The following is a 26086-nucleotide window of genomic DNA, read 5'->3' as shown; positions in this document are numbered from 1 at the left end:
GCGCCAAGATGAGAGCCATGCAGTGCGATAGCCCAGAACAGGCCGCAACGCATGAAAGAAAACTGTAGTCTTGACATCAATTACCCCGGAGGCAAATGCAAAAGACCGTTGAATGTGCCCGCAAAAAATCACTGAGATAATTTCTCACAAGTTCGTTGGATACTTGCCTCACCGCATCCCGCAGCGCATCGACATGCCGAACCCGCAAATCACCTTTGTGCTCCAACAGCGTCGCAGTGAAAAAAGTACGTCGCACCCGGAACGAAAGCACGCCGATAATTCGACATCAACACGCCCCACACCCTCAAATGTTGTAACCCGTAGGGCGGATTCGGAGCAAAGCGACAGTCCACCATTCGCGTGCCCTCCAAGCCGCGGCGAGCCGAAAGCAAAACGCAATCGCCTATTGCTACTCCAATGGCAGACTGTTTGCGAATCCGCCCTACTCGTTATTCACCGTACGGAGGTACGGCCGTCACCGGCGGCGCCGATGTCGTCGTGTCGGGGGATCGGCATCTGCTTTCGCTCGGTAGCCATCAGGGCAGCGGCATCGTCAATGCGGCCAAGGCAGCCAGACGCATTGACGACGCAAGAAGCAAGACCTCACACCAGCGCCGGATACCGCCGCCCGATTTGATTGGGTGATGATCAACCGGTAAAGACAATGCGGTCTTCGCTCTCCGGCCAGTCAGAGGTTGAAGCCGCCTCCATAAACGAGATCATGCCGCACTTGACGTAAACAACGAAGAAGATCGCGTTTGCACCGTCAGGGTGCCGAGCCTCAGCCTGAGGCGGATCCTTGTTGAATTCGTCGGGCAAATCGTCAACTCGCAGTTCTGCGGGAACCTCGAGATCCGCGTAATAGCCCGCCGTCTTTTCGGTTCTATTCGTCACATGAAGTGCGTCGACTTGCCGTATCAAGGCATCTCGCAATGCCTTGGACTTGATCGATCCAATCGCACGCTGGAGCGCCTCGCGCTCCAGCGTAGTGAGTTGTTCAGCGGGCAATGATTTCACCATTTGAGAACCGTCCCGATCCTGTAGACGCCATCGACCACAGCCCCGCGCACCTGAACAGCCACACCTTGAACATTGACAGTTGTCTGGAAGGTATTGCTGAACAAGCCGGTAGATGGCCTGGCTACCTCCAAGGCCCGTTGAACCTGCGCCATTGCTTCGATCGGTGAGCCGAATTTCCCAAGGAGCGCCTGCCCTACAGGGCCTTGGTGCACACCATTGAAGATGTGCTCGACTTTGTTGGCCCAGTCGACACCATAGCGGCCTGCAAGCATGGCGCTGTTCTCTGCGCCAACGCTTTGCATCGCGGCAAGTGCACGCTGAGCAATCAGCGCGTCTTGAGCAGACAGTGTGCCATTCCCAAGTAGTGCCTGAAGCTCAGCGACATCACCCCGAAGGATCGCTTGCTTTACGCCGGCCTCGTAGGTGTTGTCCGGATGCGCGAGCGAATTAAAGAGGTATCCAAAAGTCGCTGTAACCGCGCCATTCCCAAACTTCCCTCCGCCTAATACTGAAGCGGTACCCCCGACAATTGCATGCGCAGCGACATTCTGCGCAAAACCATCAAACTTGACTCCTGACGCCGTGAAAGCAGCGCCTGCCGCCGCCGACATGGCACCCTGCCCACAGTTGCCACCAGAAGCCTCCGCGCTGGCACACCCCACGGCTGCATGCGCCGCTACCCGCACCAGCTCACTGCCAGCCGCTTTGGCCAACGAGCCAGCACCATAGAACGCCGCCGACGTCGCAAAGGAGATCGCGCCAGCACGACGAGACGCCCAAATATCACCCGTCTGATAATAGGAGAAGTACTGCGTCCAGGTGGCCGAAGCCCCCGCGCCCGCCCATGGCCCCCCAAAGTACGATGCGACAGCAGTCACGGCGATCTGACCGATCGAATAAACCGTTTGATTCTTTGCTACATATCGATCAATGGCGGCCTGCCCAGGTTGGGCCTGGAAGGCTTTAAATAAATTTCGATCTGTTGGCGCGGCGTCGAACAGCAGTCGCGTCTTGAGTGCTTTTGCCAAACTCCAGTAACCGCTGGGGTCCGTCATGTTCAGCGGGTTGTTCATAACGTAGCTGTAACGATTGTAGCCCTGCAATTCGTAGAGCCCGTCGATGTTCGGATCGGCCGTCATGAAGCGCGCCGCCACCGGATCAAAAACCCGGCCATTCATATGGATCAAACCCACTTCGTCCAAGTGTTCATGTCCCGTATAGCCGCGATCCGTACTCAGCCCATAGAGGGGGCTATTGCGGTCCTCCGGCTGGCCGCTGGCATGGCGTCGCTCACCAAAGACTTCAAACCCCAGTCGCTCGATCACGGTTCCGTCTTCACGCGTGATCATCACAACGCTTCCCTGATGGTCCTTGTGGTAATAGCGCATTTCGGGACCTTGGCCCACGCTGTAGGCGCTCTTGGTGACATAGACCCCGACTACGCCGTTGCCCCCTGCGATGTAGTGCTTGAATTCGACCGTGCCATCGGGTTTGGTTTCTTCTTCAAAGAACAGGCCGCCGGCGTTGTCTGGGTTGAGGTAGCGCGTAATGGTGGTGCCGCCCTGGGTGGTGACGATGTGTTTGACCCGCTCATGATTAGCGCCATAAACGTACTGGTAGGTCACACTACGCCCGGCATGCATGGCCTGGATCTGCGCAGGCAGGTTGAAGCTTGTATAGCTTACCGTGCGGGTGTTGCCATTGGTGTAACTGGCGCTTTGTAGGTTGCCGTTAGCGTCATAGTCCATGCAGCCCTGAAGGACGGGGCCCGTGAGACAGCGCACCGCGTGCGGACGCACGCTGCCACTACCGGAGGCGGGGTAGCTGTAGTCGCCAACGTCACTCTTATAGGTGACATTGCCAATGGCGTCATAGGCAAAGGTACGTGTGGGCAAGCCAGGGCCGCTGCCACTCTTGAGGCGATTGAGATTGTCATAGGTGAAGCTCTCGCTGACGGACTGCCAAGCGTCCAACTGAACGGTCCGTCTCGTAAGGTTGCCCATTCGATCATATTGGTAGTAACGGTCGTAGCCGAGATCGTTGTATTCGTCGTTGTACCAATCGAAGCGCTCCTCCCAGGACTGAGCCAGCGGGCCACCAACAAAACTGTATGCGTGCTTAATCAGCGAGTGCCCGCCATAGTCATTTGTTGTTGGGTCGCCATAGATCTCGGTTTCAAACTGCCCGGCTGCATTGCGGTCCCCACGCAGCCAGATAATCCGGGGACCATTTCCGCCGTCCCCTTCGGTACCCAAACGCACCTCATCCAGCACACCAGTAATCGGTGCGTATCCATAGTAGGTCGTCGCCTTTCCGCCGGGGTAAGCGATGCTAGCGATGCGACCTGCACTATCGTAGTTCGTGGTGGTGGTAAACCATTTGTCGATGAAAGTGCTGCTTGTTACTGGTCGGCCTAGGCTGTCGTAGCTTTGGGTACGCTGGTAGCCGTTGTCTGCCGTGACGCTACACAGTTTGCCTATGCCCTTGGCACAGACGTCGTAGATCCAAGTAGACTTGAGATCGTTCTCGTTGCGACTCCTGAGGCGACCGAGCTTGTCGTAGTCGAAGAAGCTGGCCTGATTCTTGGCATCCGTTTGGACTCTGAGTTCCCCCAGTGCGTTGTAGCCATAGGTCCAGACGCCCATGTCAGGGTCGCTCTGGCCGGTCTTTCGGCCACGCTGGTCGTAGCTGACGACCACGGCGTTGCCCAGGGCGTCAATGGTGCGACTGAGATTGCCTTGCAGGTCATATTCGTGGGTGAGGGTTCCGCCTTCGGTGTCAATGATCTGGACGATTTGGCCCTGGATGTTTTTGACCGTGACTTTGCTTTGCGCCGGGGAGCCGTCTCGCGGGTTTTCAAGGGTAACGACCGTGCGCAATCCATCGTAAGTCGTACGCGTGATCAGACCGCTAGGGGCTGTTTCAGTTTCTGGACGACCAAGCGTGTCATAGGTGTAGGTCGTCCAGCGAGGAGACTCCCATGAGTAGTACGGTAAGGACTTCGCTTGGATTTGGCCTTTGGCGTTGTAACGGGTGTCCTGGAATATCCAATACCCTTGGTCACGCAAGTCACCTTGAATTTGACTTCGGATGGGACGCTCAAGGGCATCGTAGTAGACGATGCTAACGGGGCTCAAACTGGTGCCATTGGCACTGGATGACCTGTGGCGTACGAGATAGATGCCAACGGCACCGTTGATGGTGGGGCAATTTTCGTTGCCGCCGTTGTAGCCGGCGCACCAACGGTATTCCCAGGCGCTGTAGCTGCCGTCGGCACGCGTCTCCTTGGTCTTGCGGCCAAATCCGTCGTATTCCCACGCAGTGGTAAGGCCATTGGGGCCAACGAGGCTGCTCAGGGTACCCTTAACAGGATCAAAGCTACGCGTCTCCGTGTGGCCCAAGGCGTTGCTGCTGCTCTGGGGGAAGCGCCCATCCGGAGAATAGACGATGGTGGTGGTGCGCGCTTCAAAGAGAGCAAGGCTACCTGGCACGGGCGATGGGGCTTCTCCATCACTGCCGTTGCAGTTACGCGTGGTGGTAATGGTTCTGTTGCCAAAACCGTCGTAGCCGTACTCGGTGACCACACACAGATCGCTGTTGTCCGGCTCAACGATCTCCTTGATTAGCAGGCCGCTCGCCGGGTCATACCGAAACGCCGAGCTGCGCATCTGACTGGCCGACCAAGCCGGCCCCGCCAGTACGCACAACACGATCCCCGCACCCAACAGCCAGCCGCGCCCGCGCGGACTCGTCACGTTGTCCATCCCCTCACCCCCTGTACGGGACCGGCATATCCGGCCCGCCTCCTAAATTTGGCTTTGTGCTGCCTCGCTATGATTCGACCCTCCCGGCACCCCGCCGAGAGCGGCCCCGACGACTAGGGCCGGATACTGCTTACCGTCGAACGAATCAAGCGCCCCAGATACCAATTGGTCGCGTCGTTCTCGTAGGTGTTGGTCGTCACTTTCTTGATACCCGTCGCAACCGCGCCCGGTTGCAACACCTCGACCTCCACTTGCTTGGCATTGCCTAGCCCATCGAAGGACTGCGTCATCCGACTCCCAGGCAATTCCACACCGCGACCGTCGCTCGTCACGCTCCAGTTACGTTGCGTCGTCACCTGGGGATACACGAAGTAGCGCTGACCAGGACTTACCGAGCAGCCTGAACTGCCAGATACATCTGCGGGATTAAGACAAACATTGCTGGAGCGAACTTCAGACAAAGGCAACCAACTACCAGTCCATGAAGCTGCAGTCTCGGGCATACCTGTAAAAGGAAACTCTTGCCTAAACCAAGTTCTAGAAACAATGCCAGTCGATTGGTCCTGTACCTGCTGCCAATTAAACCCTTGAAAACCTCTATCTAAATCCGTCACCGCTGTACCGTACCAATAGACACTCTGCCTCCCCCCTCCCACCCCATCGGAAAAAGTCACATCCGTTACAACAGGAATCTGCATAGTTATTGCAACTTTTGGATATGCCGGTGAAAGCTCCTTAAAATAGCGACTGCCATATACAGTAGGGAGCCCCTGATAAGTCACCTTCACGGGCATATAACCGGCATTAAAAACGGAGACCAACTCCAAAGAGGATTGATTTGGATGGACATCTACTGACGCATACCCTCCCTCATCATGCACCAAAATCGCTCCAGGCAAGCCGTCTCCAGTAACATCTTCAAAAAACCAGCGCTGTGTATCACTAAACCCGCCCCGCTGCGTTACCCACCGAAGCGCTCCAAAAGCATTGCCGCGATTAAGGTGAACATCAATTGAAGCCAAACCACCATCACTGAATATATTCACCAAATCAGGCTTGCCATCCCCGTTCACATCAGCAGAAAACCAACGCTGCCCCTCCCAATATCCTCCAGCGCGAGTTCCCCATCGAGCAATTCCCTCATAGCGATCACCACGATTCCAATGAACATCCATCGAAGCCCCGCCTTCATCATTAAAAAGATTGACAAAGTCGACATGTCCGTCACCATTCACATCCATCGGAAACCAGCGCTGTCCCTCCTCAAAACCTCCGGCCTGAGTCTCCCAGCGCGCAGCAGAAAAGCTCTTTCCGGCACCAGAGTTTAAGTGCACATCTATTGAAGCCAAGCCATAGTCTGAAAAGACGTTAACAAAATCCAGCAAGCCATCGCCATTTGCATCAAACACAAACCATTTCTGATCAGCCGAGAACCCACCTACCCTAGACTCCCAGCGTTCGATGCCAAAGCCACTTCCAGTATTTGGATGAACATCTATCGAAGCATAGCCGCCATCACTAAATACCTTCGCAAGATCCGGCTTTCCGTCTGCATTAAAGTCACCCACAAACCAATTCTGCTCTTTCCACACTCCGCCTTGTTGCGTCGCCCATCTTTGCATCGCGAAAGAGCTGCCGGTGCTGAAATAAACGTTGATGTTCGCCATGCCCGCCTCGTCATATATTTGCACGAGATCAAGCATGCCATCTCCATTAAAATCGCCCTGCAACCATTTCTGAATCCCGCCGGGCTCGCGCATGGGATCGTTCGCGCATCGAGGGCGCCAACCACCTTTTGCTGGAGCACCACACAGATCAACCGAACCTCGTGGCATTGGTGCAGTTTGTGTAGCCCACCGAACAGCAGAGAAGTTTCTACTGCCAGTGTTTCGGTGAACATCAATAGAGACCAAACCATTGTCATCAAAAACATTAATAAGATCGGTTCGTCCATCCCCATCTACGTCACCCGTCATCCATTGCTGTTGAGCCCAGATACCTCCGGCCTGAGTCTCCCACCGCTCCCACCCCGCTCCAAAGTTCGTTCCAGCCCAACCAAGCTCCAGAGGAGCGAGACACACTCCCTGTGCATTACAATTCTGAATAGAAGTCACACGGGAACGATACGTGCCCGGACTTTGGTCATAGCCAATCCGGGTTTCCGTCAGCTTGGCACTCCCCACTCCCGAATCCACCTGGAATAGACGCAGTGCCTGAACCGAATCATTCGCCTTGCCATAGGTGCGCTCGATGTCGGCCTCACTTCCCGCCCTCCCTTGATAATGAAACTGTAACCATGCGCCGCTATTGGTCCCAGTCGCATCGTTGGCGGTGTAGTTCACCCTAGACGGATAGAACAAGCCTAAGTCCTTGTGATACAGAAAGGTCATGCTGTTCCGTTTGGAGTCGCTGACTTTGTTCAGCGCCCACACCGACACAGCATCCCCAATCCTTGTCCCCGTAATGCGTGCATTGTCGGTCGTACCAAACTCCATGGTTAAACCCGCCTTGGTTTTAACCAAAAAATAGAGAGGCCCCCGTGCGATCGCACTTCCGGTCGTACCATGTGAGGTGATCTTGGAGAAACTGTCGATCTCGGTGCGGTATTCCGCACCGTCTGCACCGTACACGCCCGCGACCAGCGTCAGGCGCTGGCCATCAAGACAATAGCGATCATTGATATCATGCTGGACGGTTCGCGCAAACGGCACCCCGTCTTGCGCACGCGTCTGAGGGCAGCGAGTAATGGCAGACAGCCCCCCAATCCCCCAGCCCACCCCCATAGGGCCATTGTCGTTTTGCTGGCTGTTGTAATTAAGCGTCAGCTTGGGTTCAATTCCCCCCACCCCCGGCACCGCCGCCAACGGCACCGTATACGTCGCCGCTCCCGACTCCGTCACGGCAAACTGACCTGGCGTCACCATCGCTGCCTGCATTGAATTGCTGATCATCAACAAAACAACGGCCAAACCGACACCTGCACGCCCCACAATCCAGCGCATGATTTACCCCCGGTTAGTTTTAACATGGTGACTTCGGCACCACTTCTTCTGCTTGCGGCACTTTACCGGCGCCCGCGCTTCCTATCAAGCACAGCGTGACTATTGGGCAGGTTGACGCCTAGATGTGATGTTGCAAGGGGCTGTTTGCGTGACTGATGGTTGCCCAGCACGCTTCAGGTCGTCCACCAAGTAACGACTGAGCCGTCATAGACCAACCGTGAGGTCAGGTCGAAAACCCACCAGCCCGTGCTCGCCGGGATAACCACGCTGATTCGAGAGGACTCTACAACCCTCAGCCGTAACATAATCGCAGTTCGTGTGGGTATGCCCGAAGCACCATAGCTCAATCCGATGCTTCCGTATTAACCACGAAAGATCATTCACAAAGTATGGTGAAAGATCGCCCCCTTCATATTGAGGCGCCACACAGCCTGGATGCGGAGCGAAGTGTGTGACTACTACTGTTTTCCCCTCGAAAGGCTCGGACAGCGCAGCATCCAGCCATTGAATGGCGGTACGGTGCAGATTGAGCACATCGAGTGGCCGCAGAGGCCTTCCACCTCTAGCGAAGATCAAGCGGAAGTCATTGATGCCCCTTTTCGCGACTTCCATATAGGCTTCCGCCTTGTCTCTCCCGTAGAGACTGAATGCGCTCCAGAGTGTGCAGCCGAGAAAACGGACATCACCCACTTTCAGCACTTGGCGCTCCAAAAACCGAACTCCCGCCTCTGCCCATTCAGGCTTCTGAAGCTCCTCTAGCATCCCGAGCTGAGCATCGTAGTACTCGTGATTGCCCGCCACATAGATGACGACCGGGGGATCCGCTCTTCCTTCGCAGAAGGTCTGCGCCGCCCAAGTCAAACCATGAGTATGTCGCCCGATATCACCGGCCAGAACGATGACATCAGCTTCAACGGCCGGAGGCACCCAAGGGGAGATTTCTAAATGAAGGTCGGAATAGAGCGCGATTCTCACAGAAGCAACGACTTGGAGAGGTTCTGAGCGAAAAGCCACGAGGGCAGGTTTTACCTACACAGGGTTCAGCGACGCTCGCCAACCCATCTGGAGCGCTCGTGCATCGTGTAGCGCATGGTGCCAAGGATGGCTTGGATTGTCATGATAGGCGGCCACGGCAGCATTGAACCTTACCTCCTCTTCCCCAGAGAGGGAGTTCAAGTTCAGCCACCCCATAATATTTGGCGGTGACGTGTAGTCCATCGCATCCGCAAACAGATCCCGATCATGGCTGGAGTCACAGGCCAACTTGATCGCCGGAAGCTCGGCTATCCACGTCTTTAGCTGTGCACTCAGCTCAGATCGCGTCATCACCCTGCTCGAATCGGCTCCGAGAAGTGGGAGCACCGCCACTCGTACAAAATCTGAACACTCATCTCGACGGAAATCGGACCGCTCTGCATAGAACTCACGGTCATCCTCACAGACCAGCGCAATGCTGATCAAATCAATATCCAGGAAGTCTGTGAACTCACAATCCAGAAAGACAAACGTGGGCTCCATTTTTTGACTTCCGGACGCATCGGAAGCCTCATTTTACGTCCAAACGTAAGCAATATGCAGCCGCTCAGCCACAGGAAATGGGCTATTAAATAATCATTGCATTAACCCATGATTTCCAACGTTGGAAATGGTGATATAAAAATAGTACTAAATATAAAACCTAGGAATTGCAATTGACCTATTTGCCGCCAGGAATTAGATTGAGTTTTCGTGCGCCTCGACGGAGGGCGCGAAACACCCTCATCTTCCTATTGCCAGCGGAGGTCATCAGGCACCAGAACAGCACCCTTGAAAAAGAAAAAGCCCGCAGCTAGGCGGGCAGATTTCTTTACATCTACAGCTTGTCGGGGATTGACACCCCCAACTGAACTTCACACGAGTCCAGTCTAGGACTGCGCCAGCAGTCCGTCAATCCCCTGTTTTCATTTTTCGCAAGCCGCCCGGTGAGCGAGGACCTCCCTCACCCCGGCATCAGGAGATTGACGCTATGCGCACCACAAAACGCTTCACCGCAGCCGTCCTCGATCGCTTCTACCGCGAGGGGCGCGGGACCGGCATTTATGAGGATTACACAGGCTGGCACCAAATCACGCGCGGGGATCCCACCAGCCGAGGCCGCTCCCACATCATGACTTTGCGGGGGCGTCACCACGACTTCCTGAGTGACCTTGAGCGAAACTTTGCCCTGTTAGCCTGGATGAACTTGCGCCTGGTGGATCTGCGGGAACAATTCCCACTGGCCGTTGAGCCCAGCACCCATGAGTTGTGTGCCTATCTGGGCTACGCCCCCCTGCAGCGGCGGCATCTGGGCACAGCGCAACTTGCGCAGCAGATGTCCATCCGCCACCCAATCTTGCGAGAGAAGGGCGGCGCCAGAACCCCATGGGTCATGACGACCGACCTACTGCTCACTCTCCGCAAGCGCGACGGAACGCTTGGCCTTTTGGCACTCTCGTGCAAGTACCGCAAGGAACTCCAGTCCCGGCGCAAAAAGGAACTGCTTGCTATTGAGCGTGCGTACTGGCTCGGGCGTGGTGTGCCGTGGCGATTACTGACAGAGGATATGGCGCACCCGTTGCTGGTTTCCACACTGGTGCGGACCTGGCACTGGGGACTGATCTCGTCTCCTCCTGAAGAACACCTTCAGCACGCAATCAAGTACGGGCTGCGCGGGGAAGGTCTGCCGCTACACACCACGCTCCAAAGGATCGCCGAGGCGACCGGTTGCATGGCCTTGGCTCAGAACGCGTTTTGGCGTGCGTGTTGGACCGGGCGCATCACCATCGATCTGCGCCGGGGCTGGCGTCCATCAGATGCGCTGTCACCGATGGCCCCCGAGGCTTTCTGGGAGCTGAACCCAGTGGTGGCAGGGAGGGATGCATGGACCCGCTAGCCCACAACTCCGTGATCAAAATGATCCGGCCAGAAGGCGACGTTCTGTACCGGGTCATCCTGGACGACCTCAAGTACCAGAGGACCGCGCTGGTTGAGCTTGTCAGACGCCCTGGCGACCCGCTCGCGCCGTCCGCACGAGGAGGCCGTCAGCGAAAGGAGAACCTGGGCAGGCCGCGCAAGAAAACCTCACTGCCCATCTCAACCAACCCCGTGTGGTTTGACCGTGATGCACTTGTCTCTCTGCAACGACGCAACCTGATGCTCCCAGTGCAGATCGAACCGGAGGCCGCGTATTTTTTGGAGCCGGCCAATGAGCGCAGCAAGGCAGAGTTCGCCCGCCGATGTGAAGTCGCGAGGCTCTTTCTGAACTTCGATCGCATGCGCGAATCGCTGTCGGGCAGCGGAAGCTTCACCCCTTTGATCAGGGAAGTCATCGAGCAAGGCTTCAGCCGGGCGCTCGTCTACAAGGTGCTCTCGCTGCTTTGCCGGTTCGGGTTTTCCGAGCGCAGTCTGCGGGATCGGCGCTTCGGCTGCGGAGCACCTGGACAGCCCCGCTACTGCTCGCCGGATGGTCGAAGGAAGGCCGGACGAAAGACGCGCAAAGAACGGCTGGCGCGCACGCATGGAGCCTCCGTCCCACCCGAACAGCCCGGTATGACAAAGGAGTGGCGCGACAGGATCATGGCGGCAGACGACAATATCTCCAAGCTCAAGATCAAGATGCCGGAGCGCATCGACCGTATCCTGACCTCGGCCTTTGTCAAACAGTTCAAGTTTGTCGACGGGGTTCCAGTCGAAGTCGTACTGCCGAAGGGGAGCTATCCGAATCGTCGTCAGATTAAACGCGTACTTATCGAAGAGATCCCAAAGCTGGTCGCTTTGCTGAAGAAGACCACGCAGGGACACTTCAACCGCAATATGCGCGGCCTCCGCGGCAGGATGTGGCTAGATGTGTCAGGGCCCGGTCACACGTGGTGCATGGACGCCACGGTGGGCGACATCTACCTCCGGTCCACCTTGGATCGGAGTTGGGTTGTCGGACGTCCCGTCGTCTACATCGTCGTAGATGTGTGGTCCACGGCGGTGCTCGGCTTCCATGTATGCCTCCAGCATCCATCTTGGAATGTAGCGAAAATTGCCCTCTTCAATAGTGCATGCAGCCCGGATCTACTGAGTGAGGTCTACGGCTTCACGGTCAATCTCGCCCTCGACCCTTTGCCCAGGTTGCCTGCCTCGCTCTGGGTGGACAACGGCGAGTGCCGATCAAAAGCAGGCCGGGCTTTCGGTATCTATATCCCGGACGAGTCATTCACACCACCGTACCGTCCTGACTGGCATGGCGTGGTCGAGGTTCTCCACCGGATCGGAAAGGAGCATATCCAGTCCATTCCAGGCGCGATTGACTATCGACGTCAGGAGCTTGAACTCCGTCAATACAGGCCCCGTCTGTCGGTCATGACGCTTCCTGAGTTTGCGCGCTACTTGGCGGTCGTCTTCTGGAACTACAACCTGACCTCTGATCGCCGGCATCGCCTGGACGCGTCAATGGTGAAGCATGGCGTCCAGCCTTCACCGGCTGGGCTCTGGCGTTTCGGCCATTCGTTCGGCATCGGCACGCAACGAGCTTTCCCAGCCTCGGAGTTGATCATGGATCTGCTGCCGATCGAGCAAGCGCGTGTGACCAAGTACGGCGTCTTCCGAGCTGGCCTGGGCTATGGCTGGCCCGAAGAACTTGAGCGCGACTGGAGCGAACGCGCCCGACACGAAGGTGGGTGGGATATCGAAACAGCCTACCACCCTGCTGGCATCAAGAAGCTGTGGATGCCTGACGCTCAGTCAGGCGTTCTCGACCTTACGCTCCGGGACGACGCCATTTGTCCTTCCTACGCGACCAACTTCGACCATCTCGATGTTCTGACCTACAGAGACCTGGATGGGGCGGAACTCGAGCATCAACGCAACCTCGCCAAGATCAAAGCTCGAACACTGCTGGAGAGCATCAAGAACGACGCCATTCAGAAAACGCGTGAAGCGGACGCGGCCTTGCATGGCTCGATCCCCAGCATCACGGAATCCCGCGCGATGGAGCTGGCCGCGCACCAATCTGGCATTTCATCTGATCCGCCGACAGAACCCACTGGGGCACGGTACAACCAGGAGGAGCTTGACGATCATCTTGCTCTTTCAGCTCAACTATCCGAAGAGTTCAATCGGAGGTATGCGCATGAGTGACCCCTATGCCGGCAACATTCTCATCGCTCCGCTCGGGAACATTCCGAGCTCTCGTGAGCTGATGCGGCTTCTCTGGCATATGCCGGAAAAACCCTCAGGCATCGCCACCATTCCAGCGCACGTACGGGTTCACTGGCTGAACAAGCTATGCGAACTGCATCTTCCCCGCCTTGAAGAAGTCAACCTCGCGCAATCTGTCGATCTCGCGCTTCGCCACAGCTATCAATATCGGGACCCTTCGCAGCCCGCCACATGGGCTCAACTCATGCACGAACCCGGATACCGGCCCGCGCTGCCCGTGCCGCCGCGGGTCATCACCCTGGAAGGTTTATCTGGGGCGGGCAAGACCACGGCCATCGCACGGATTCTGCGGCGCTATCCACAACTGATTCGACACGACAGCTTCCCGCATATGGCGTCTTCGCACTGGCAAGTCCCCTGGCTGTCGCTTGGCGTACCTGCCAGTGGAAAATCCTCGGATCTGGCGCGCGCACTCATGGAGGCCTGGCATGAGGCCGTCAGTCCGGCGAATGCCGGCTTGGAGCAGCGATTCCAAACGCTTATCTACGACACCAAGACGCCCGGTCATGCCAAGCTCGCTGAATGGAATAAAGTCGCCAAAGGCCACTTTCTGGGGCTGCTTCATCTGGACGAAATTCAGAACCTGTTCAAGCTGGAGACCTTGGCGCAACGCAGAAAACGCCAGGCCGAGGCCGTTAAGCGCAAGTCCAGGAAAGATCCTCATCTCGGCTTACCCGTGGCGGACGATGAGACACTGAAATCCATTCTGATGCTGACCAACAGCAGTAGCTTTGCGCTCTGCGTTTCCGGCACGCAGGATGGCTTCCTCGCGCTACGGAGTCGATTCGCGACAGGGCAGCGTCTTGCGACAGGCGGCAGTCACACGCTCCACCGTTTCACTGCCGACGACCCCGAGTTCGAACAGCCCTTCTTGCCAACGCTGCTTCAGCTTCAGTATGTGGCGCATCCGCTCGAGGACTCGCCGACACTGCGCGCCGTCCTGTTTGAGTTGACTGCCGGCATTCCTCGCATGCTCATCGCGTTGTGGATTCATGCGCAGCGTGCGGCGCTGGCACGCAAGGAGGATCGTTTGAGGATAGAGGACCTTCATCACGCTGCAAAAACGCGCCTGGCCCCTGTGATGCCCGCTATCTACGCGCTGAATTCTGGTGACCCCAGATTGATCGAGCAGTTCGAAGACTTGCTGCCGAACAGCTTCGATCCCCTTGCCAGCATCAGCACGCCCTTGTAGCGCAAGCTGGAATCCCTGACGGCCTCAGGCCGCCAGGGATTCCTCGTTCGCGTCTGATGCCCACAGCGCAAGCACCTGAGCAAACAAGGGGCTGACTTGTCGCACCAGCGCCTCCAACTCGGCCACCGCGATGCCACCCAGCATGGCCGACTCCACGATCCCCAAACGCTTCACATAGAACGCCGTCGCAGCGGCTGACAATCCCTCGCGGCGGCGCCCCGCTGCCAGATTGGGCAGCCCTAACGACAACAGCTTCTTCGTTGCCAGGAAGGGGCTTGTTCCACACGTCCTGGCTGCCAAACCGTGGCTACCGAACGAATCGATATAGGCCTCCACGATGTCCTGCGTATCAATGGCCATCGCGTTGTGCCGTGCGCTTCTAACCCGAGGGTTCGCCTCGTGCCGCTCAAGCTCCCGTATCGCCTCATCCGGCGTATCGAACAACACCGCCAAAGCAATGAAAGCGGCCTCGACAGAAGAGGCGCCCTTGGAGAAGAAGAACACTCCATCCAGCTGGTTAAGTAACTCACCCTTGGGAGACTGCAGGACGACCGGAAATACTTCGGCAAGCCATGCCCTCGGAAATGAGCGCCGGACAAGATCACTCAGCAATGGCCGCCTCACTTCGCCGCTGGTCACATGAAATCCCCTCTCCTGCCCACGACGATGGAGCACCTGGCGAACCACGGCAGAGTTCAGGGGTTGGCGTCGCTCCATCAGCGCCACCGCAATCGCCTGGAAACGCCGCACCAGGGGATGCGCGTGCCAGTCGCTTGGCGCCAGCGACTGACTGGTTTGATGCTCCAGATAGTGTGCTGGCGCCTTCAGAAACGCCCACTTGTTCTTGACGGCCACCAGCGGGACACCATGCTCCGCGCATGTGCAGCAGCCGGGCAGCTGATGAGCGCGCCGCCAGTAGCTGAATCCCAACCGCGCTTGGCCTTCCGCGATGCAGGCCGGGCAAAAGTACGCCACATCGCCTCTTGCCAAGCGGAAGCCGCTGATCGACACGATGGAGGCGCTGCCGGCGCCACCGTGCGCAACATTCACCTTGTGAGGCGAGATGGCTCGGCGCCAGGGCAAGGTCGTGTGGCTTGCGATGAATTCCGCCAAGGGCACATCAGCGATCCGGCTCAGGTATTCCTGAGTGCCGGTTCGTAAGCCTTGCGATGGGTTGGGGTCATCGCCACAGTACACTCTCAAAGCCCGCAGTCCGATCTTCTGGTCACGGATGCCATTCAAGCGCATCACACGCCCCAGGTAACCACGGTCCATTTCGTCCGGTTGCAGACTGGGGCGGATGAGCATCGCTTACTCCTTTCTGGTGATCGGGGAATGCACCGGATTGCCCAGTGCGGCCAGAGATCGGATGACGGTCGCCAGCGCGCGCGAATGAACCGCACTGCCGTCCCAGGTTTCGCGCAACGCCTCGATCAGCTCTTGGTTCTCGCGTACCGCCTTGGCCGTTACGCCTTGTCCAAAGCGCTCCGCATACAGGCAGACCTCCTCGAACAAGCGGGAGGCGCGCAGGTTGTGGCCTCGCAGGATTCGGCTCACCTGGCCCTGACTGGCGCCCAAGGCCTGCGCGATCTCGGTCTGCGTGATTCCACGCTCACGACAGATTTCCGCCGCGCGCAAGGCCCGTGCTTTGAGGCTGGATGCGTTCATGTGTTTAGGATAGTTTTTACATATTTACATACAAGCACCGTACGAAGGGCGAGGGTTTGCTCGCGAACGGATTGGTAAGGGTCAGGCTAGGATTGCCCTGGATCAGGCACGTTGATTTCGTCGAATCGTGCGAGAAAGCGCTTGGCATCGCCGAACAACCAGGCGATCAGCACGAAGTGCCGGAACGCATGAAAACCCTGGTGCGAGCCTCGCAGCAGACGACCAAGCAGCACGCTCGCTTCGCGTGCCGTCACCGGCAGCGATGCCAACTCACGTATGCGCCGCAGCGGCAAAACGAACTCGACGAGAGCGGGTGCGATGCTGTCGCGCCGGAGATTGCCAAGTGGGCTAAGCCAATCCCGCTCATGCATGGCTGTTCGATAGACCTCCAATAGCTTCCCCATATCCACACGGCGCAACTGCATCGCTGGAACAAGCTCCGAAATCAGGTCTGCCAGACCCTGTAACGCTGCCAGCTCAGCATCAGAAAGGCTGTCTGTGGTCACCTGCGGTGAATTGAGCGTGCCAATGGCGGGCAGGTGCCAGTGAGGACGCATGGCCGCGGTTGGAGAAACTTCGACCGCCAGGAGAAGTGTCCTATGACGCGTGCAAATCCAAGACCCCGGGCACTGATGCGTCAGGTGCCAATACGCAACACCATGTTCAAGCTCATCCTCTTCCATACAACGCGTGCAGGTCTTCAAAGGCTTGGCTGTTCGTACGTGGTGGCCAAACCCGAATGGCCATTTGTGGCGGGAGCCAGGCACGGGGTCGCACATCGCCCTCAGCAGCGCCGCTCTCTCCATGGCTGGCAAGAAGCTGGCGTAGTAGGCGTAGAGCGTCCGTTCGGAAGCGATCTGATCTGCTGTGCCTAGCAACCCGAAGGCGCGTGCTTCCAACAAACCGAGCTGCGAAACCAGGCTCGAATGTATCTGAACACGACGACCGAAGAGCACACGCACGGTGGACTCTGCGTGTGCGTAGCCCCAGAGCCGATGGATTCGGCTCAGCAGGCTGAAAAGGGACTCATCTGGCAGCCAGGCCAGAAGGGGTGATTTGAGGGTAAGGGCAAATAGATTTGACTGCTCCATGCATGCGGGGCACTTGAGCTTTGATCAATGCATTGGAAATGAAGCCTCGTGGGATATCAACGTAGCCGCGCGTCCGGACTTCGGCCGGAGCGGACGATAAAGCTTGAGTTTGCAAACGACTGCTGTTCAGCGATTGGCGTCATCCACGGCAAGGAGCCCCTTGCGCGGTTCTTCGCCCAAGGCAGCCATCGGCTCATCGTCGCAGCGATAGCGGCGCTGACCGCGGTCGAGCGTTAAGCCGAGCCGTCTTTCAGGCCTGACGAAGAGTCCCTCCGGCCAAAGGACGCGATGCTTAGCGCCCGGGCTGGACGATGTTCAACTTGGTGGGTACGAAAATGCTCGACGACGTGAGGGCCTTCGTCGGGTAGATCAGCAAGAAGACGTTGTACTTCGTCGCGAACGCCTCACCGAGGCATTCGTGGTCGACGCCATTCTTGTCGCGGTAACGCAAAGGGGTCGGCCACGTCATCTTCTTGCCTATCGGCAGGAGTGGCGAAAGTGCATGGTCGTTGTCAATACGCTCGTCAGTCGGCCGCCCAAACTGCAGATTGAAGCTAGGGGACACCTCTATGCGTCGAACCAGTCCGCGCACCCCCTTGCTAGGCACGAACTCAAGCGGCTCCAGGACATAGAGGACACAGGGCCGGTGGTGGACTCGCACAAACTCGCGTGCCGCGGCGTAGTTCGAAGCGCCAAAAGTCTTGGCCAAGCCGATGGGGGTTTTGATGCTCATCGGCATGTCAGCGGCCCGCTCCTGGAAAGCCGTTCCTTGAAACAGGGCGAATCTCGCAAAATTGTTAGCCTCTCGCTCGAACTGGTCGGCTATCGCAGGCGCAAGCGTCTGTTCGCAGTCTTGGAAGAGACTGAAGATCTTGCGATGCGTCGGGAGCTCGTGGTGCCCGGTTTCGTGCAGTTTCAGGAAGGTTTGCTTCGACTCGACGACCGAGTCATCGATGTGGATGATGTGTTCGTTCGCGTCGTAGATTCCCAAAACCTTGGAGAGCGCTGACTTCAGCAACTGCTTCGTGCTGTCAGCCTTCTTCTTCACGTACGCGAGAAAGCTCGCCGCGTCGAACAGCCCCTTCGGGGCCACCCGCAGCTTGGCGGCGAGCAGGATGTCGTCAACTGGTGTCGGGAATCGGCCCCAAGCGTCAGCCTTGTCGAGCGACAGCCTCGCACGGGCCTCCACTGCAAGCAGTTCGGCCGTCGTGAGTGTGCTGTCGTCGGGTTTTGTCACGGTTTCTTCCGGGTTCTAAGGTATTGAAGGTACTGCATGAGTTCGCCTTCCTCATCTGGGGTTAGGTTGTGTTCCGCGAAGGTAGCAATGCGACCATGCCGCTGCGTAGCTTCGCGGGCCTTGGCGGCCGGCAGATAGCCGGCAAGTTCCATAAGCTGCACGTAGCTGATCTTGTAGATGTCAGCGAGCGTGTTCAGGACGTTTGGGCTGGGCTGAAGGATCTTGCCGGTTTCGAGTTGACTAAGGTAGGCGTTCGAAACCTCCTTGTCGCTAGCCTCCTCGACCTGTCGAAGCGACATCTTTCGATCAAGCCTGATGGACGCTAGGTACTGTCCTAGTGTTGGTTTCACGGTCTCCTCGTGGTCATGCCGTAAGCGGCGGACGCCCATCGCCCGCCGCCCGACCAACTCAGTTTAGGTTCAGTCGCTAGTTTCATCAAGCGCGCACCATGTGCTTGACAAACTTAGCGCGCCGCCTCAAAGTAGCGAGCAGCAGCACCTCCTGCTGCGGACTTGGAAGGGATCTTGGACATGGCAAAGAACGGAAAGACAGGCGACGGTCACCGCGTGGGCGCCGTGCGAGAGCGCAGCCAGACGCAAACGCCGTCAGGCCACTACGTGAAGCGGGATACCAACAACGGCCGCTTCCTCGACGTCAAAACCAGCGACACGACTCCCTTCAAGGGCGTCCGCCGCGAAAAGAAGTAAGGAACCAGCATGAGCATTCAACAGCCATCCCAGGGCGCTGCCGAACACCGCCCCCCGCCCCGCCCGCACCCGGTCCAGTACGAGATCTTCGTCAACGGCAAGCCGCGCAAGTACCACCACGAGCAGATCAGCTACGAGGATGTCGTGCGCCTGGCGTTCCCCGAGGGACCCTTCGACATCCTGTACACGGTGGCCTTCGCCAACCTCCACGGCCACGACGGCACGCTCGCCCCGGGCCAGTCCACTGCCGTCCACAACGGGATGGAATTCCGTGTCCGCAAGACCAATCGCTCCTGATTCAGGACTCGCCGCCCTGCTGGAGCAGGGCTATGAGATCGAAGTGCGCCAGCAGCATTTGCTGGTGCACTCCGTCCCCTATGTCACCGCAATTGGCATGGTCGAGCGCGCGTCGATTGTCTGCAAGTACGTGGAGGATGCCGGCACCATCCTGCCCCCCACGGCCGCCGGTGACGACCATCAGGTTTGGTGGACAGGCTCATTTCCGTGCCGCAGCGACGGCACGCTGATGCTGGCGGAACTCGTTGCCAACGCGCAGCCGTCGCCGTTCACGGTGTTCGAAGGTTGCGACGCTCAACATCGCTTTTCGAACAAGCCGGAGGAGTACAGCCAGACCGGTTATCCGGACCATTTTGAGAAGGTCACGCACTATGTGACCCTCATTCAGAGCCAGGCCAAGGTACTCGACGCGAACGTTGACGCGCGCACGCGCCGCGTCATCCCACCCTCGGAACCGGACTCTGTCTTCCGATACGCAGACACGGCCAGCGTGCGCGCCGAAATCGTGGCCACATCGGCCAGGCTCAAGCTGCGTAAGGTCGCAATCGTGGGTCTCGGCGGTACTGGTAGCTACGTTTTCGACCAAGTAACGAAGACTCCAGTATGGGAGATTCATCCGTTCGACGGGGATAACTTCAAGCAGCACAACGCCTTCCGCGCACCGGGCGCAGCGACAGCGGAAGAGCTGCGTCGGCACATGAAGAAGGTCGACTACTTCGTCGAGCGCTACAGTCCAATGCGAACAGGCTTGGTGCCCCATCCGTACTTCCTGGATGAGGCAAACGTGTCCGAGCTGGCGGGCTTCGACTTCGTCTTCGTGTGCGTCGACAAGGGGCTGGCGCGCAAGACCATCTGCGGCTACCTGACCGCGCAAGGCATCCCTTTTGTTGACGTTGGCATGGACGTCGCGATGGACGCCGAGACGCAGCAGCTTGACGGAACCTGCCGAGTCACGACCGTTACGCCATTCAAGAACGACCACATCGCCGGCTCCATCCCGATGGACAACGACGAGTCGGACGCGCTCTACCGCCAGAACATCCAAGTGGCGGATCTGAACGCGCTAAACGCTCTACTTGCGGTAATCAAATGGAAGCAGCTGTTCGGCTTCTACGAGGACCGTGCGAGGTCGCACCAGGCCACGTATACGGTTGCGACACAGTCGCTGACTCGGGGCGAGCTCGCTGCTCGCGGTGATACCGCGGAATCCGCGACCGAATGCGCAGGAGCGGCTGGATGAGACAGACGCACCTGAAGCCAAAGTTCGTTGAGTTCATCCCTGACCAGTTAGACGACGGAGTGCTGTACATCAGCGAGCGGTTTCGGACCTGCTCCCACAAATGTTGTTGTGGATGTGGCCACGAGGTTGTCCTGCCCCTATCCCCGGCAGAGTGGCAGTTGAGTCGCGACGGCGACTGTGTCTCACTTTGGCCGTCGGTGGGCAACTGGGACTACCCGTGTAGATCTCACTACGTGATTCGTCGAAATCAGGTGCGCTGGGCCGCTTCGATGACAGAGCATCAGATTAGGCGGGTCAAGCAACGAGACGAGGTCGCCCTGCGGTTGCAGATCAATGCCAACAACACCGCGCGCGCCACCGGCGCCGTCGGAACATCGGCGCCATCCGCCTCTGCCGACGCATCAGGAGCGCCATCAGGCATATCGTTATCGAACACACCTAGCTTGGGCATCTGGAAGTGGATGCGAAGCCTTTGGGGCTCTGGAAGCGGCTGATGGATTCGCGGCGGGCGGAGCATCATTCGTCGTTGGTGCCGCGGACGTGAGGTCCGCTGGCCGACTCCGTTGCACAGCACCAGGCCGCTGAGGGCAGAGTCGGTTCGAGCTTATGCCGTCGCCGAGAATCGGTTGTTCAAGCAGCCACTGGGTGGGCATCATCGTCGAGTGACCGGTTGAATCCGCATTGGGATGCTGCCAGTCAGCCCACGGAATCGCAGTGGCCGGTTTTGGCCTTTCGCAGAACTATTTGGTTGCAGCCTTGACCGGCCGCTTTGGCCGACATGCAGCCAATCATCTCAATGCCTCCGAGCGCGGCCCCATGTTCCACCCCCATGCAGTCAAAGCGTCGAGCATCGCCGGCCCTCAAGTCTCGCAAGATACAAATCCTTGCAAATCAACCGAGAGCTTAGTGCTCCAAACGTCTTGATCGACACTCAGGCGTATGCGGCTGATGGAGCAAACCAGGTGGATTCATCAAAACCCTTGCCAGGCAAGGATTTCTGGACTTGTTCTCGACTTTATTGCACAAACTTGGTGCTTTGCGTAGCAAGGGCCAAATTCCTCGGAAAACCGCATGGAGTCTGCCTTTCAGGAAGTCAGCAACTTGAAAAGTCGTTCTCGACTTTAATGGCTCGTTTTCGACTTTAATTGTCCGGAACAAGTCACTTTCTTTTACACATTTCACGCTTGTATTCTGCATCGCACAAATCTTAGAATGAACATTCATTCAGTGTTGGCGATGCTCCGTTGCCAGCCCCCAACCCTCGTTCCCTGACAGGTGCTTCATGCCCAACTCCACCCTTTCCCCGCGTTTTGGAGCGCCGCTCGCGCTCGCTCTCGTTCTGGCCCTGGCCGCCTGCGGTAATCAGCAAGGAGGGGCGCAGCAAGGCGGTGGCAAGCCGGCTGAGGTGGGCGTGGTCACGCTGGCGCCGGAAACGGTGGCGGTGAGCACCGAGTTGGCCGGGCGTACTGCGCCCTACCAGATCGCGGAGGTGCGCCCGCAAGTGGGCGGCATCATCCAGGAGCGCCTGTTCCGCGAGGGGGCCGACGTCGCCAGCGGCAGCGCGCTGTACCAGATCGACGCGGCCACCTACCAGGCCAGCCATGCCAGCGCCCAGGCGGCCCTGGCGCGTGCCGAGGCCAACGTGGTGAGCGCGCGCGCCAAGGCAGAGCGCTACGCCGAACTGGTCAAGATCAAGGCAGTGAGCCAGCAGGATTTCGACGATGCCACCGCGACGCTGAAGCAGACCGAGGCCGATGTGCTGGTCGCCAAGGCCGCGCTGGAAACCGCGCGCATCAACCTGGCTTACACGCGGGTGGCCGCGCCCATCGGCGGCCGCATCGGCATGTCGACGGTGACGCCGGGCGCGCTGGTGACGGCCAACCAGGCCACCGCGCTGACCACGATCCAGCAGCTCGATCCGATCTATGTCGACGTCACCCAGTCGAGCAGCGAGCTGCTGCGCCTGCGCCGCGAGCTGTCGGACGGCCGCCTCAAGCGCGACAACGCCGGCCAGGCCAAGGTGAAGCTGGTGCTGGAAGATGGTTCGACCTATGCGCGCGAAGGCAAGCTGGCTTTCTCCGATGTGACGGTGGACCAGGGCACCGGTTCGGTGACGGTACGCGCGGTGTTCCCCAACCCTGACCGCGTGCTGCTGCCCGGCATGTATGTGCGTGCCGTGCTGGAGCAAGGTGTGCGTGAGAACGCCATCGTCGTGCCACAGCAAGGCGTGACGCGCGATGCCAAGGGCAATGCAGTGGCCATGGTGGTGAATGCCGAGAACAAGGTGGAGCCGCGCGTGCTGCAGGTGGGCCAGGCCCTGGGCAGCCGCTGGTTGGTGAACGAGGGCCTGCAGGCCGGCGATCGCGTGATCGTGGAAGGCCTGCAACGCGCCCGCCCAGGTGCCGAGGTGTCGCCGCAGGCGTGGAGCCCGGTGGCCGCCAGTGCGCCGGCCGCCGCCTCCGCCCCGGCTGCAAAGTAAGGAGCCCGCACTCATGGCACGTTTCTTCATCGACCGGCCCATCTTCGCGTGGGTCATTGCGATCGTCATCATGCTGGCGGGCGCGCTCTCCATCATGGAGCTGCCGATCTCCCAGTATCCCAACATTGCACCGCCGGCCATCGCGATCAACGCGAGCTACCCCGGCGCCTCGGCCAAGACCGTGGAGGATTCGGTCACCCAGGTCATCGAACAGAAGATGACCGGCCTGGACGGCCTGCTGTACATGAACTCGTCCAGCGACTCCTCGGGCCGCGTCAGTCTCACGCTGACCTTCGACGCCGACACCAACCCCGACATCGCGCAGGTGCAGGTGCAGAACAAGCTGCAACTGGCCCTGCCGCTGCTGCCGCAAGCCGTGCAACAGCAAGGCGTGCAGGTCGCCAAGTCGGCACGTAACTTCCTGCTGGTGATCGGCTTCGTGTCGGAGGACGGCAAGTACAACGGTTCCGACCTGGCGGACTACCTCGTCTCCAACGTGCAGGACCCGCTGTCGCGCGTGACTGGCGTCGGTGAGGTGCAAATCTTCGGCGCGCAGTACGCCATGCGCATATGGCTGGACCCGGCCAAGCTGAATAACTTCAAGCTCACGCCGAGCGATGTGGTCAGCGCGCTGCAGGCGCAGAACGCCCAGGTCTCGGCCGGCCAGCTCGGCGCCACGCCGGCGGTGCCGGGCCAGCAGCTCAACGCCACCATCACGGCGCAGAGCCGCCTGCAGACGGCCGAGCAGTTCGAAGCCATCCTGCTGCGCACCACCAGCACGGGCGCCAAGGTGTACCTGCGTGACGTGGCGCGCGTCGAACTCGGTGCCGAGAACTACGCCACCGTGGCGCGTTTCAATGGCAAGCCCGCCGCCGGTATCGGCGTGAAGCTCGCCGCCGGTGCCAACGCGCTGGAAACCGCCGACGCAGTGAAGGCCCGCATCAAGGAGATGAGCGCCTACTTCCCGGCCGGCGTGAAGGCGGTGACGCCCTACGACACCACGCCCTTCGTGAAGCTCTCCATCGAAGAGGTGGTGAAGACGCTGGCCGAAGCCATCGTGCTGGTCTTCCTGGTGATGTACCTGTTCCTGCAGAACTTCCGCGCCACCCTGATCCCGACCATCGCGGTGCCCGTCGTGCTGCTGGGCACCTTCGGCGTGCTGGCCGCCTTCGGCTACTCGATCAACACCCTGACCATGTTCGGCGTGGTGCTGGCCATCGGCCTGCTGGTGGACGATGCCATCGTGGTCGTGGAGAACGTCGAGCGGGTGATGACCGAGGAAGGTCTGTCGCCCAAGGAAGCCACGCGCAAGTCGATGGGGCAGATCACCGGCGCGCTGATCGGCATCGCCCTGGTGCTGTCGGCCGTGTTCGTGCCGATGGCCTTCTTCGGTGGCTCCACCGGCGTGATCTACCGCCAGTTCTCGATCACCATCGTGTCCTCGATGATCCTGTCGGTGGTCGTCGCGCTGGTGCTCACGCCGGCCTTGTGCGCGACCATGCTCAAGCCGGTTGCCAAGGGCCATCACCACAATGAGTCGCGCTTCTTCAACTGGTTCAACCGCATGTTCGAGCGCAACACCCAGCGCTACGAATCGGCGGTGGGCAAGATGCTGGGCCGCACGACGCGCTTCCTGATCGTCTACGTGCTGATGGTGGTGGGCCTGGGCTATCTGTTCCACAGAATGCCCACGTCATTCCTGCCGGAAGAGGACCAGGGCATCATGTTCACCCAGATCATGCTGCCGGCCGGTGCCACGCAAGAGCGCACGCTCAAGGTGCTGGAGCAGGTCGAGGACCATTTCCTGAACAAGGAGAAGGAGTCCGTCAGCTCGCTGTTCACGATCGCTGGCTTCAGCTTCGGCGGTTCCGGCCAGAACATGGGCCTGGGCTTCGTGCAGATGCGCGACTGGTCTGAACGCCAGCGTCCCGACCTGACGGTCAAGGCCACTGCGGGCCGCGCCATGGGGGCCTTCCAGCGCATCCGCGATGCGATGGTGTTCGCCTTCGTGCCGCCGGCGGTGATCGAGCTGGGCACCTCCAACGGTTTCGAGCTGCAGATCCAGGACCGCGGCGGCCTCGGCCACGAAGCCCTGGTGGCCGCGCGCAACCAGTTCCTGGGCATGGCGGCACAGGACAAGCGCCTGGTCGCCGTACGCCCCAACGGCCAGGACGACCAGCCCGAGTACAAGCTGGACATCGACCACGCACGTGCGGGCGCACTGGGCGTGACGGTGGCTGACATCAACAACACCTTGTCGATCGCCTGGGGCAGCCAGTACGTCAACGACTTCATCGACCGTGGCCGTATCAAGAAGGTGTATGTGCAGGCCGACGCGCCGGCGCGCATGCTGCCGGAAGACCTGAACAAGTGGTACGTGCGCAACAGCAGCGGCCAGATGGTGCCCTTCTCGGCCTTCTCCAGCGCGCGCTGGAGCTACGGCGCGCCGCGTCTGGAGCGCTTCAACGGCATGCCCTCGATCCAGTTGCTGGGTCAGGCCGCACCCGGCCTGTCCTCGGGCGATGCGATGGCGGCGGTCGAGGAGATCATGGCCAAGATGCCCCCCGGCATCGGCTACGAGTGGAGCGGCACCTCCTTCGAGGAACGTCGTTCCGGTGCGCAAGCGCCTGCGCTGTACGCGATCTCGATCCTGGTCGTGTTCCTGTGCCTGGCCGCGCTGTATGAAAGCTGGTCGGTGCCCTTCTCGGTGATCATGGTGGTGCCGCTGGGTGTGCTCGGCGCGCTGCTCGCCGCCACCGGGCGTGGCCTGTCGAACGACGTGTACTTCCAGGTCGGCTTGCTGACCACGGTGGGTCTGGCGTCGAAGAACGCGATCCTGATCGTGGAATTCGCCAAGGCGCAGATGGAGGAGTACGGCAAGGGCCTGGTCGAGGCCACGCTGGAGGCGGTACGCCTGCGCTTGCGCCCGATCCTGATGACCTCGCTGGCCTTCGGCCTCGGCGTGGTGCCGCTGGCCATCGCCACCGGCGCCGGCTCCGGCAGCCAGAACGCCATCGGCACCGGCGTGCTGGGCGGCATGATCACCAGCACGGTGCTGGGCATCTTCTTCGTGCCGGTGTTCTACGTCGTGATCCGCCGCATCTTTACGCGCAACACGCACTCCAGCCACGCTGCACACCCCAACGATCTGGGGGGACTCTGA

19 protein-coding genes are annotated in these 26086 nt (G+C 59.3%); 9 read left to right on the top strand and 10 right to left on the bottom strand.

The features are described 5' to 3' along the window. Window positions 1–648: 648 nt before the first annotated feature. From NMB43_RS02390 to NMB43_RS02370, 5 genes are all read right to left on the bottom strand, one after another. Window positions 649–1020: a hypothetical protein gene (locus NMB43_RS02390; protein WP_494350561.1), complete on the bottom strand. Its 372-nt coding sequence runs from the start codon at window positions 1018–1020 to the stop codon at window positions 649–651. After that, window positions 1014–4784, bottom strand: a complete 3771-nt coding sequence (locus NMB43_RS02385) for an RHS repeat domain-containing protein (protein WP_494350560.1) — start codon at window positions 4782–4784, stop codon at window positions 1014–1016. Before NMB43_RS02385 ends, NMB43_RS02390 begins: the two co-directional genes overlap by 7 nt. Window positions 4785–4897: 113 nt before the next feature. Beyond that, window positions 4898–7786, bottom strand: coding sequence for an FG-GAP-like repeat-containing protein (locus NMB43_RS02380; RefSeq protein ID WP_494350559.1), 2889 nt, complete (start codon window positions 7784–7786; stop codon window positions 4898–4900). Between the two features lie 204 nt (window positions 7787–7990). Next, on the bottom strand, window positions 7991–8761 hold the full coding sequence (locus NMB43_RS02375) for a metallophosphoesterase (RefSeq protein ID WP_494350558.1): 771 nt from the start codon (window positions 8759–8761) through the stop codon (window positions 7991–7993). A 54-nt stretch (window positions 8762–8815) separates the two neighbouring features. Next, a complete protein-coding gene (locus NMB43_RS02370) occupies window positions 8816–9304 on the bottom strand; it encodes a hypothetical protein (protein ID WP_494350557.1) in 489 nt (162 codons plus the stop codon). A 487-nt stretch (window positions 9305–9791) separates the two neighbouring features. On the opposite strand from NMB43_RS02370, the gene NMB43_RS02365 reads away from it, so the two are divergent. The 3 genes from NMB43_RS02365 to NMB43_RS02355 are packed head-to-tail and all read left to right on the top strand — an operon-like array spanning window position 9792 to window position 14204. Next, entirely contained in the window at window positions 9792–10697 is a 906-nt protein-coding gene (locus tag NMB43_RS02365; RefSeq protein WP_494350556.1) for a TnsA endonuclease N-terminal domain-containing protein, read from the top strand. Next, window positions 10685–12931, top strand: a complete 2247-nt coding sequence (locus NMB43_RS02360; RefSeq protein ID WP_494350555.1) for a TnsB C-terminal domain-containing protein — start codon at window positions 10685–10687, stop codon at window positions 12929–12931. The genes NMB43_RS02365 and NMB43_RS02360 overlap by 13 nt, the downstream gene beginning before the upstream one ends. Next, on the top strand, window positions 12924–14204 hold the full coding sequence (locus NMB43_RS02355) for an AAA family ATPase (RefSeq protein ID WP_494350554.1): 1281 nt from the start codon (window positions 12924–12926) through the stop codon (window positions 14202–14204). Before NMB43_RS02360 ends, NMB43_RS02355 begins: the two co-directional genes overlap by 8 nt. Before the next feature lie 24 nt (window positions 14205–14228). On the opposite strand, the gene NMB43_RS02350 is transcribed toward NMB43_RS02355, so the two are convergent. The 5 genes from NMB43_RS02350 to NMB43_RS02330 form a co-directional block, all read right to left on the bottom strand. Further along, window positions 14229–15512, bottom strand: a complete 1284-nt coding sequence (locus NMB43_RS02350; RefSeq protein WP_494350553.1) for a TniQ family protein — start codon at window positions 15510–15512, stop codon at window positions 14229–14231. A 3-nt stretch (window positions 15513–15515) separates the two neighbouring features. Next, window positions 15516–15872, bottom strand: a complete 357-nt coding sequence (locus NMB43_RS02345) for a helix-turn-helix domain-containing protein (RefSeq protein ID WP_494350552.1) — start codon at window positions 15870–15872, stop codon at window positions 15516–15518. An 86-nt stretch (window positions 15873–15958) separates the two neighbouring features. Beyond that, on the bottom strand, window positions 15959–16963 hold the full coding sequence (locus NMB43_RS02340; protein WP_494350551.1) for a TnsD family Tn7-like transposition protein: 1005 nt from the start codon (window positions 16961–16963) through the stop codon (window positions 15959–15961). 292 nt (window positions 16964–17255) lie between these two features. Next, window positions 17256–18200, bottom strand: a complete 945-nt coding sequence (locus NMB43_RS02335) for an ImmA/IrrE family metallo-endopeptidase (protein ID WP_494350550.1) — start codon at window positions 18198–18200, stop codon at window positions 17256–17258. Further along, a complete protein-coding gene (locus NMB43_RS02330; RefSeq protein ID WP_494350549.1) occupies window positions 18197–18499 on the bottom strand; it encodes a hypothetical protein in 303 nt (100 codons plus the stop codon). Before NMB43_RS02330 ends, NMB43_RS02335 begins: the two co-directional genes overlap by 4 nt. Window positions 18500–18730: 231 nt before the next feature. On the opposite strand from NMB43_RS02330, the gene NMB43_RS02325 reads away from it, so the two are divergent. From NMB43_RS02325 to NMB43_RS02300, 6 genes are all read left to right on the top strand, one after another. After that, window positions 18731–18907: a hypothetical protein gene (locus NMB43_RS02325; RefSeq protein ID WP_415658387.1), complete on the top strand. Its 177-nt coding sequence runs from the start codon at window positions 18731–18733 to the stop codon at window positions 18905–18907. Between the two features lie 9 nt (window positions 18908–18916). After that, on the top strand, window positions 18917–19204 hold the full coding sequence (locus NMB43_RS02320) for a multiubiquitin domain-containing protein (protein WP_494350548.1): 288 nt from the start codon (window positions 18917–18919) through the stop codon (window positions 19202–19204). After that, a complete protein-coding gene (locus NMB43_RS02315; protein ID WP_494350547.1) occupies window positions 19179–20444 on the top strand; it encodes a ThiF family adenylyltransferase in 1266 nt (421 codons plus the stop codon). The genes NMB43_RS02320 and NMB43_RS02315 overlap by 26 nt, the downstream gene beginning before the upstream one ends. Next, entirely contained in the window at window positions 20423–20938 is a 516-nt protein-coding gene (locus NMB43_RS02310; protein ID WP_494350546.1) for a ubiquitination-like system serine protease family protein, read from the top strand. The genes NMB43_RS02315 and NMB43_RS02310 overlap by 22 nt, the downstream gene beginning before the upstream one ends. 788 nt (window positions 20939–21726) lie before the next feature. Continuing rightward, complete coding sequence (locus NMB43_RS02305; RefSeq protein ID WP_494350545.1) at window positions 21727–22923, top strand: efflux RND transporter periplasmic adaptor subunit; 1197 nt, start codon at window positions 21727–21729, stop codon at window positions 22921–22923. Window positions 22924–22936: 13 nt separating this feature from the next. Further along, entirely contained in the window at window positions 22937–26086 is a 3150-nt protein-coding gene (locus NMB43_RS02300; RefSeq protein ID WP_494350544.1) for an efflux RND transporter permease subunit, read from the top strand.

This window comes from Uliginosibacterium sangjuense, from assembly GCF_059132465.1.
This window is presented reverse-complemented; position numbering and strand designations above follow the sequence as displayed.

Excerpts from the sequence above, each read along its gene's own strand:
- NMB43_RS02385 (WP_494350560.1), bottom strand. The coding sequence starts at position 4,784 with ATGGACAACGTGACGAGTCCGCGCGGGCGCGGCTGGCTGTTGGGTGCG.
- NMB43_RS02355 (WP_494350554.1), top strand. The coding sequence starts at position 12,924 with ATGAGTGACCCCTATGCCGGCAACATTCTCATCGCTCCGCTCGGGAAC.
- NMB43_RS02390 (WP_494350561.1), bottom strand. The coding sequence starts at position 1,020 with ATGGTGAAATCATTGCCCGCTGAACAACTCACTACGCTGGAGCGCGAG.
- NMB43_RS02350 (WP_494350553.1), bottom strand. The coding sequence starts at position 15,512 with ATGCTCATCCGCCCCAGTCTGCAACCGGACGAAATGGACCGTGGTTAC.
- NMB43_RS02325 (WP_415658387.1), top strand. The coding sequence starts at position 18,731 with ATGGCAAAGAACGGAAAGACAGGCGACGGTCACCGCGTGGGCGCCGTG.
- NMB43_RS02300 (WP_494350544.1), top strand. The coding sequence starts at position 22,937 with ATGGCACGTTTCTTCATCGACCGGCCCATCTTCGCGTGGGTCATTGCG.
- NMB43_RS02370 (WP_494350557.1), bottom strand. The coding sequence starts at position 9,304 with ATGGAGCCCACGTTTGTCTTTCTGGATTGTGAGTTCACAGACTTCCTG.
- NMB43_RS02310 (WP_494350546.1), top strand. The coding sequence starts at position 20,423 with ATGCGCAGGAGCGGCTGGATGAGACAGACGCACCTGAAGCCAAAGTTC.
- NMB43_RS02360 (WP_494350555.1), top strand. The coding sequence starts at position 10,685 with ATGGACCCGCTAGCCCACAACTCCGTGATCAAAATGATCCGGCCAGAA.
- NMB43_RS02345 (WP_494350552.1), bottom strand. The coding sequence starts at position 15,872 with ATGAACGCATCCAGCCTCAAAGCACGGGCCTTGCGCGCGGCGGAAATC.
- NMB43_RS02330 (WP_494350549.1), bottom strand. The coding sequence starts at position 18,499 with ATGTCGCTTCGACAGGTCGAGGAGGCTAGCGACAAGGAGGTTTCGAAC.
- NMB43_RS02380 (WP_494350559.1), bottom strand. The coding sequence starts at position 7,786 with ATGCGCTGGATTGTGGGGCGTGCAGGTGTCGGTTTGGCCGTTGTTTTG.
- NMB43_RS02305 (WP_494350545.1), top strand. The coding sequence starts at position 21,727 with ATGCCCAACTCCACCCTTTCCCCGCGTTTTGGAGCGCCGCTCGCGCTC.
- NMB43_RS02320 (WP_494350548.1), top strand. The coding sequence starts at position 18,917 with ATGAGCATTCAACAGCCATCCCAGGGCGCTGCCGAACACCGCCCCCCG.
- NMB43_RS02340 (WP_494350551.1), bottom strand. The coding sequence starts at position 16,963 with ATGGAGCAGTCAAATCTATTTGCCCTTACCCTCAAATCACCCCTTCTG.
- NMB43_RS02365 (WP_494350556.1), top strand. The coding sequence starts at position 9,792 with ATGCGCACCACAAAACGCTTCACCGCAGCCGTCCTCGATCGCTTCTAC.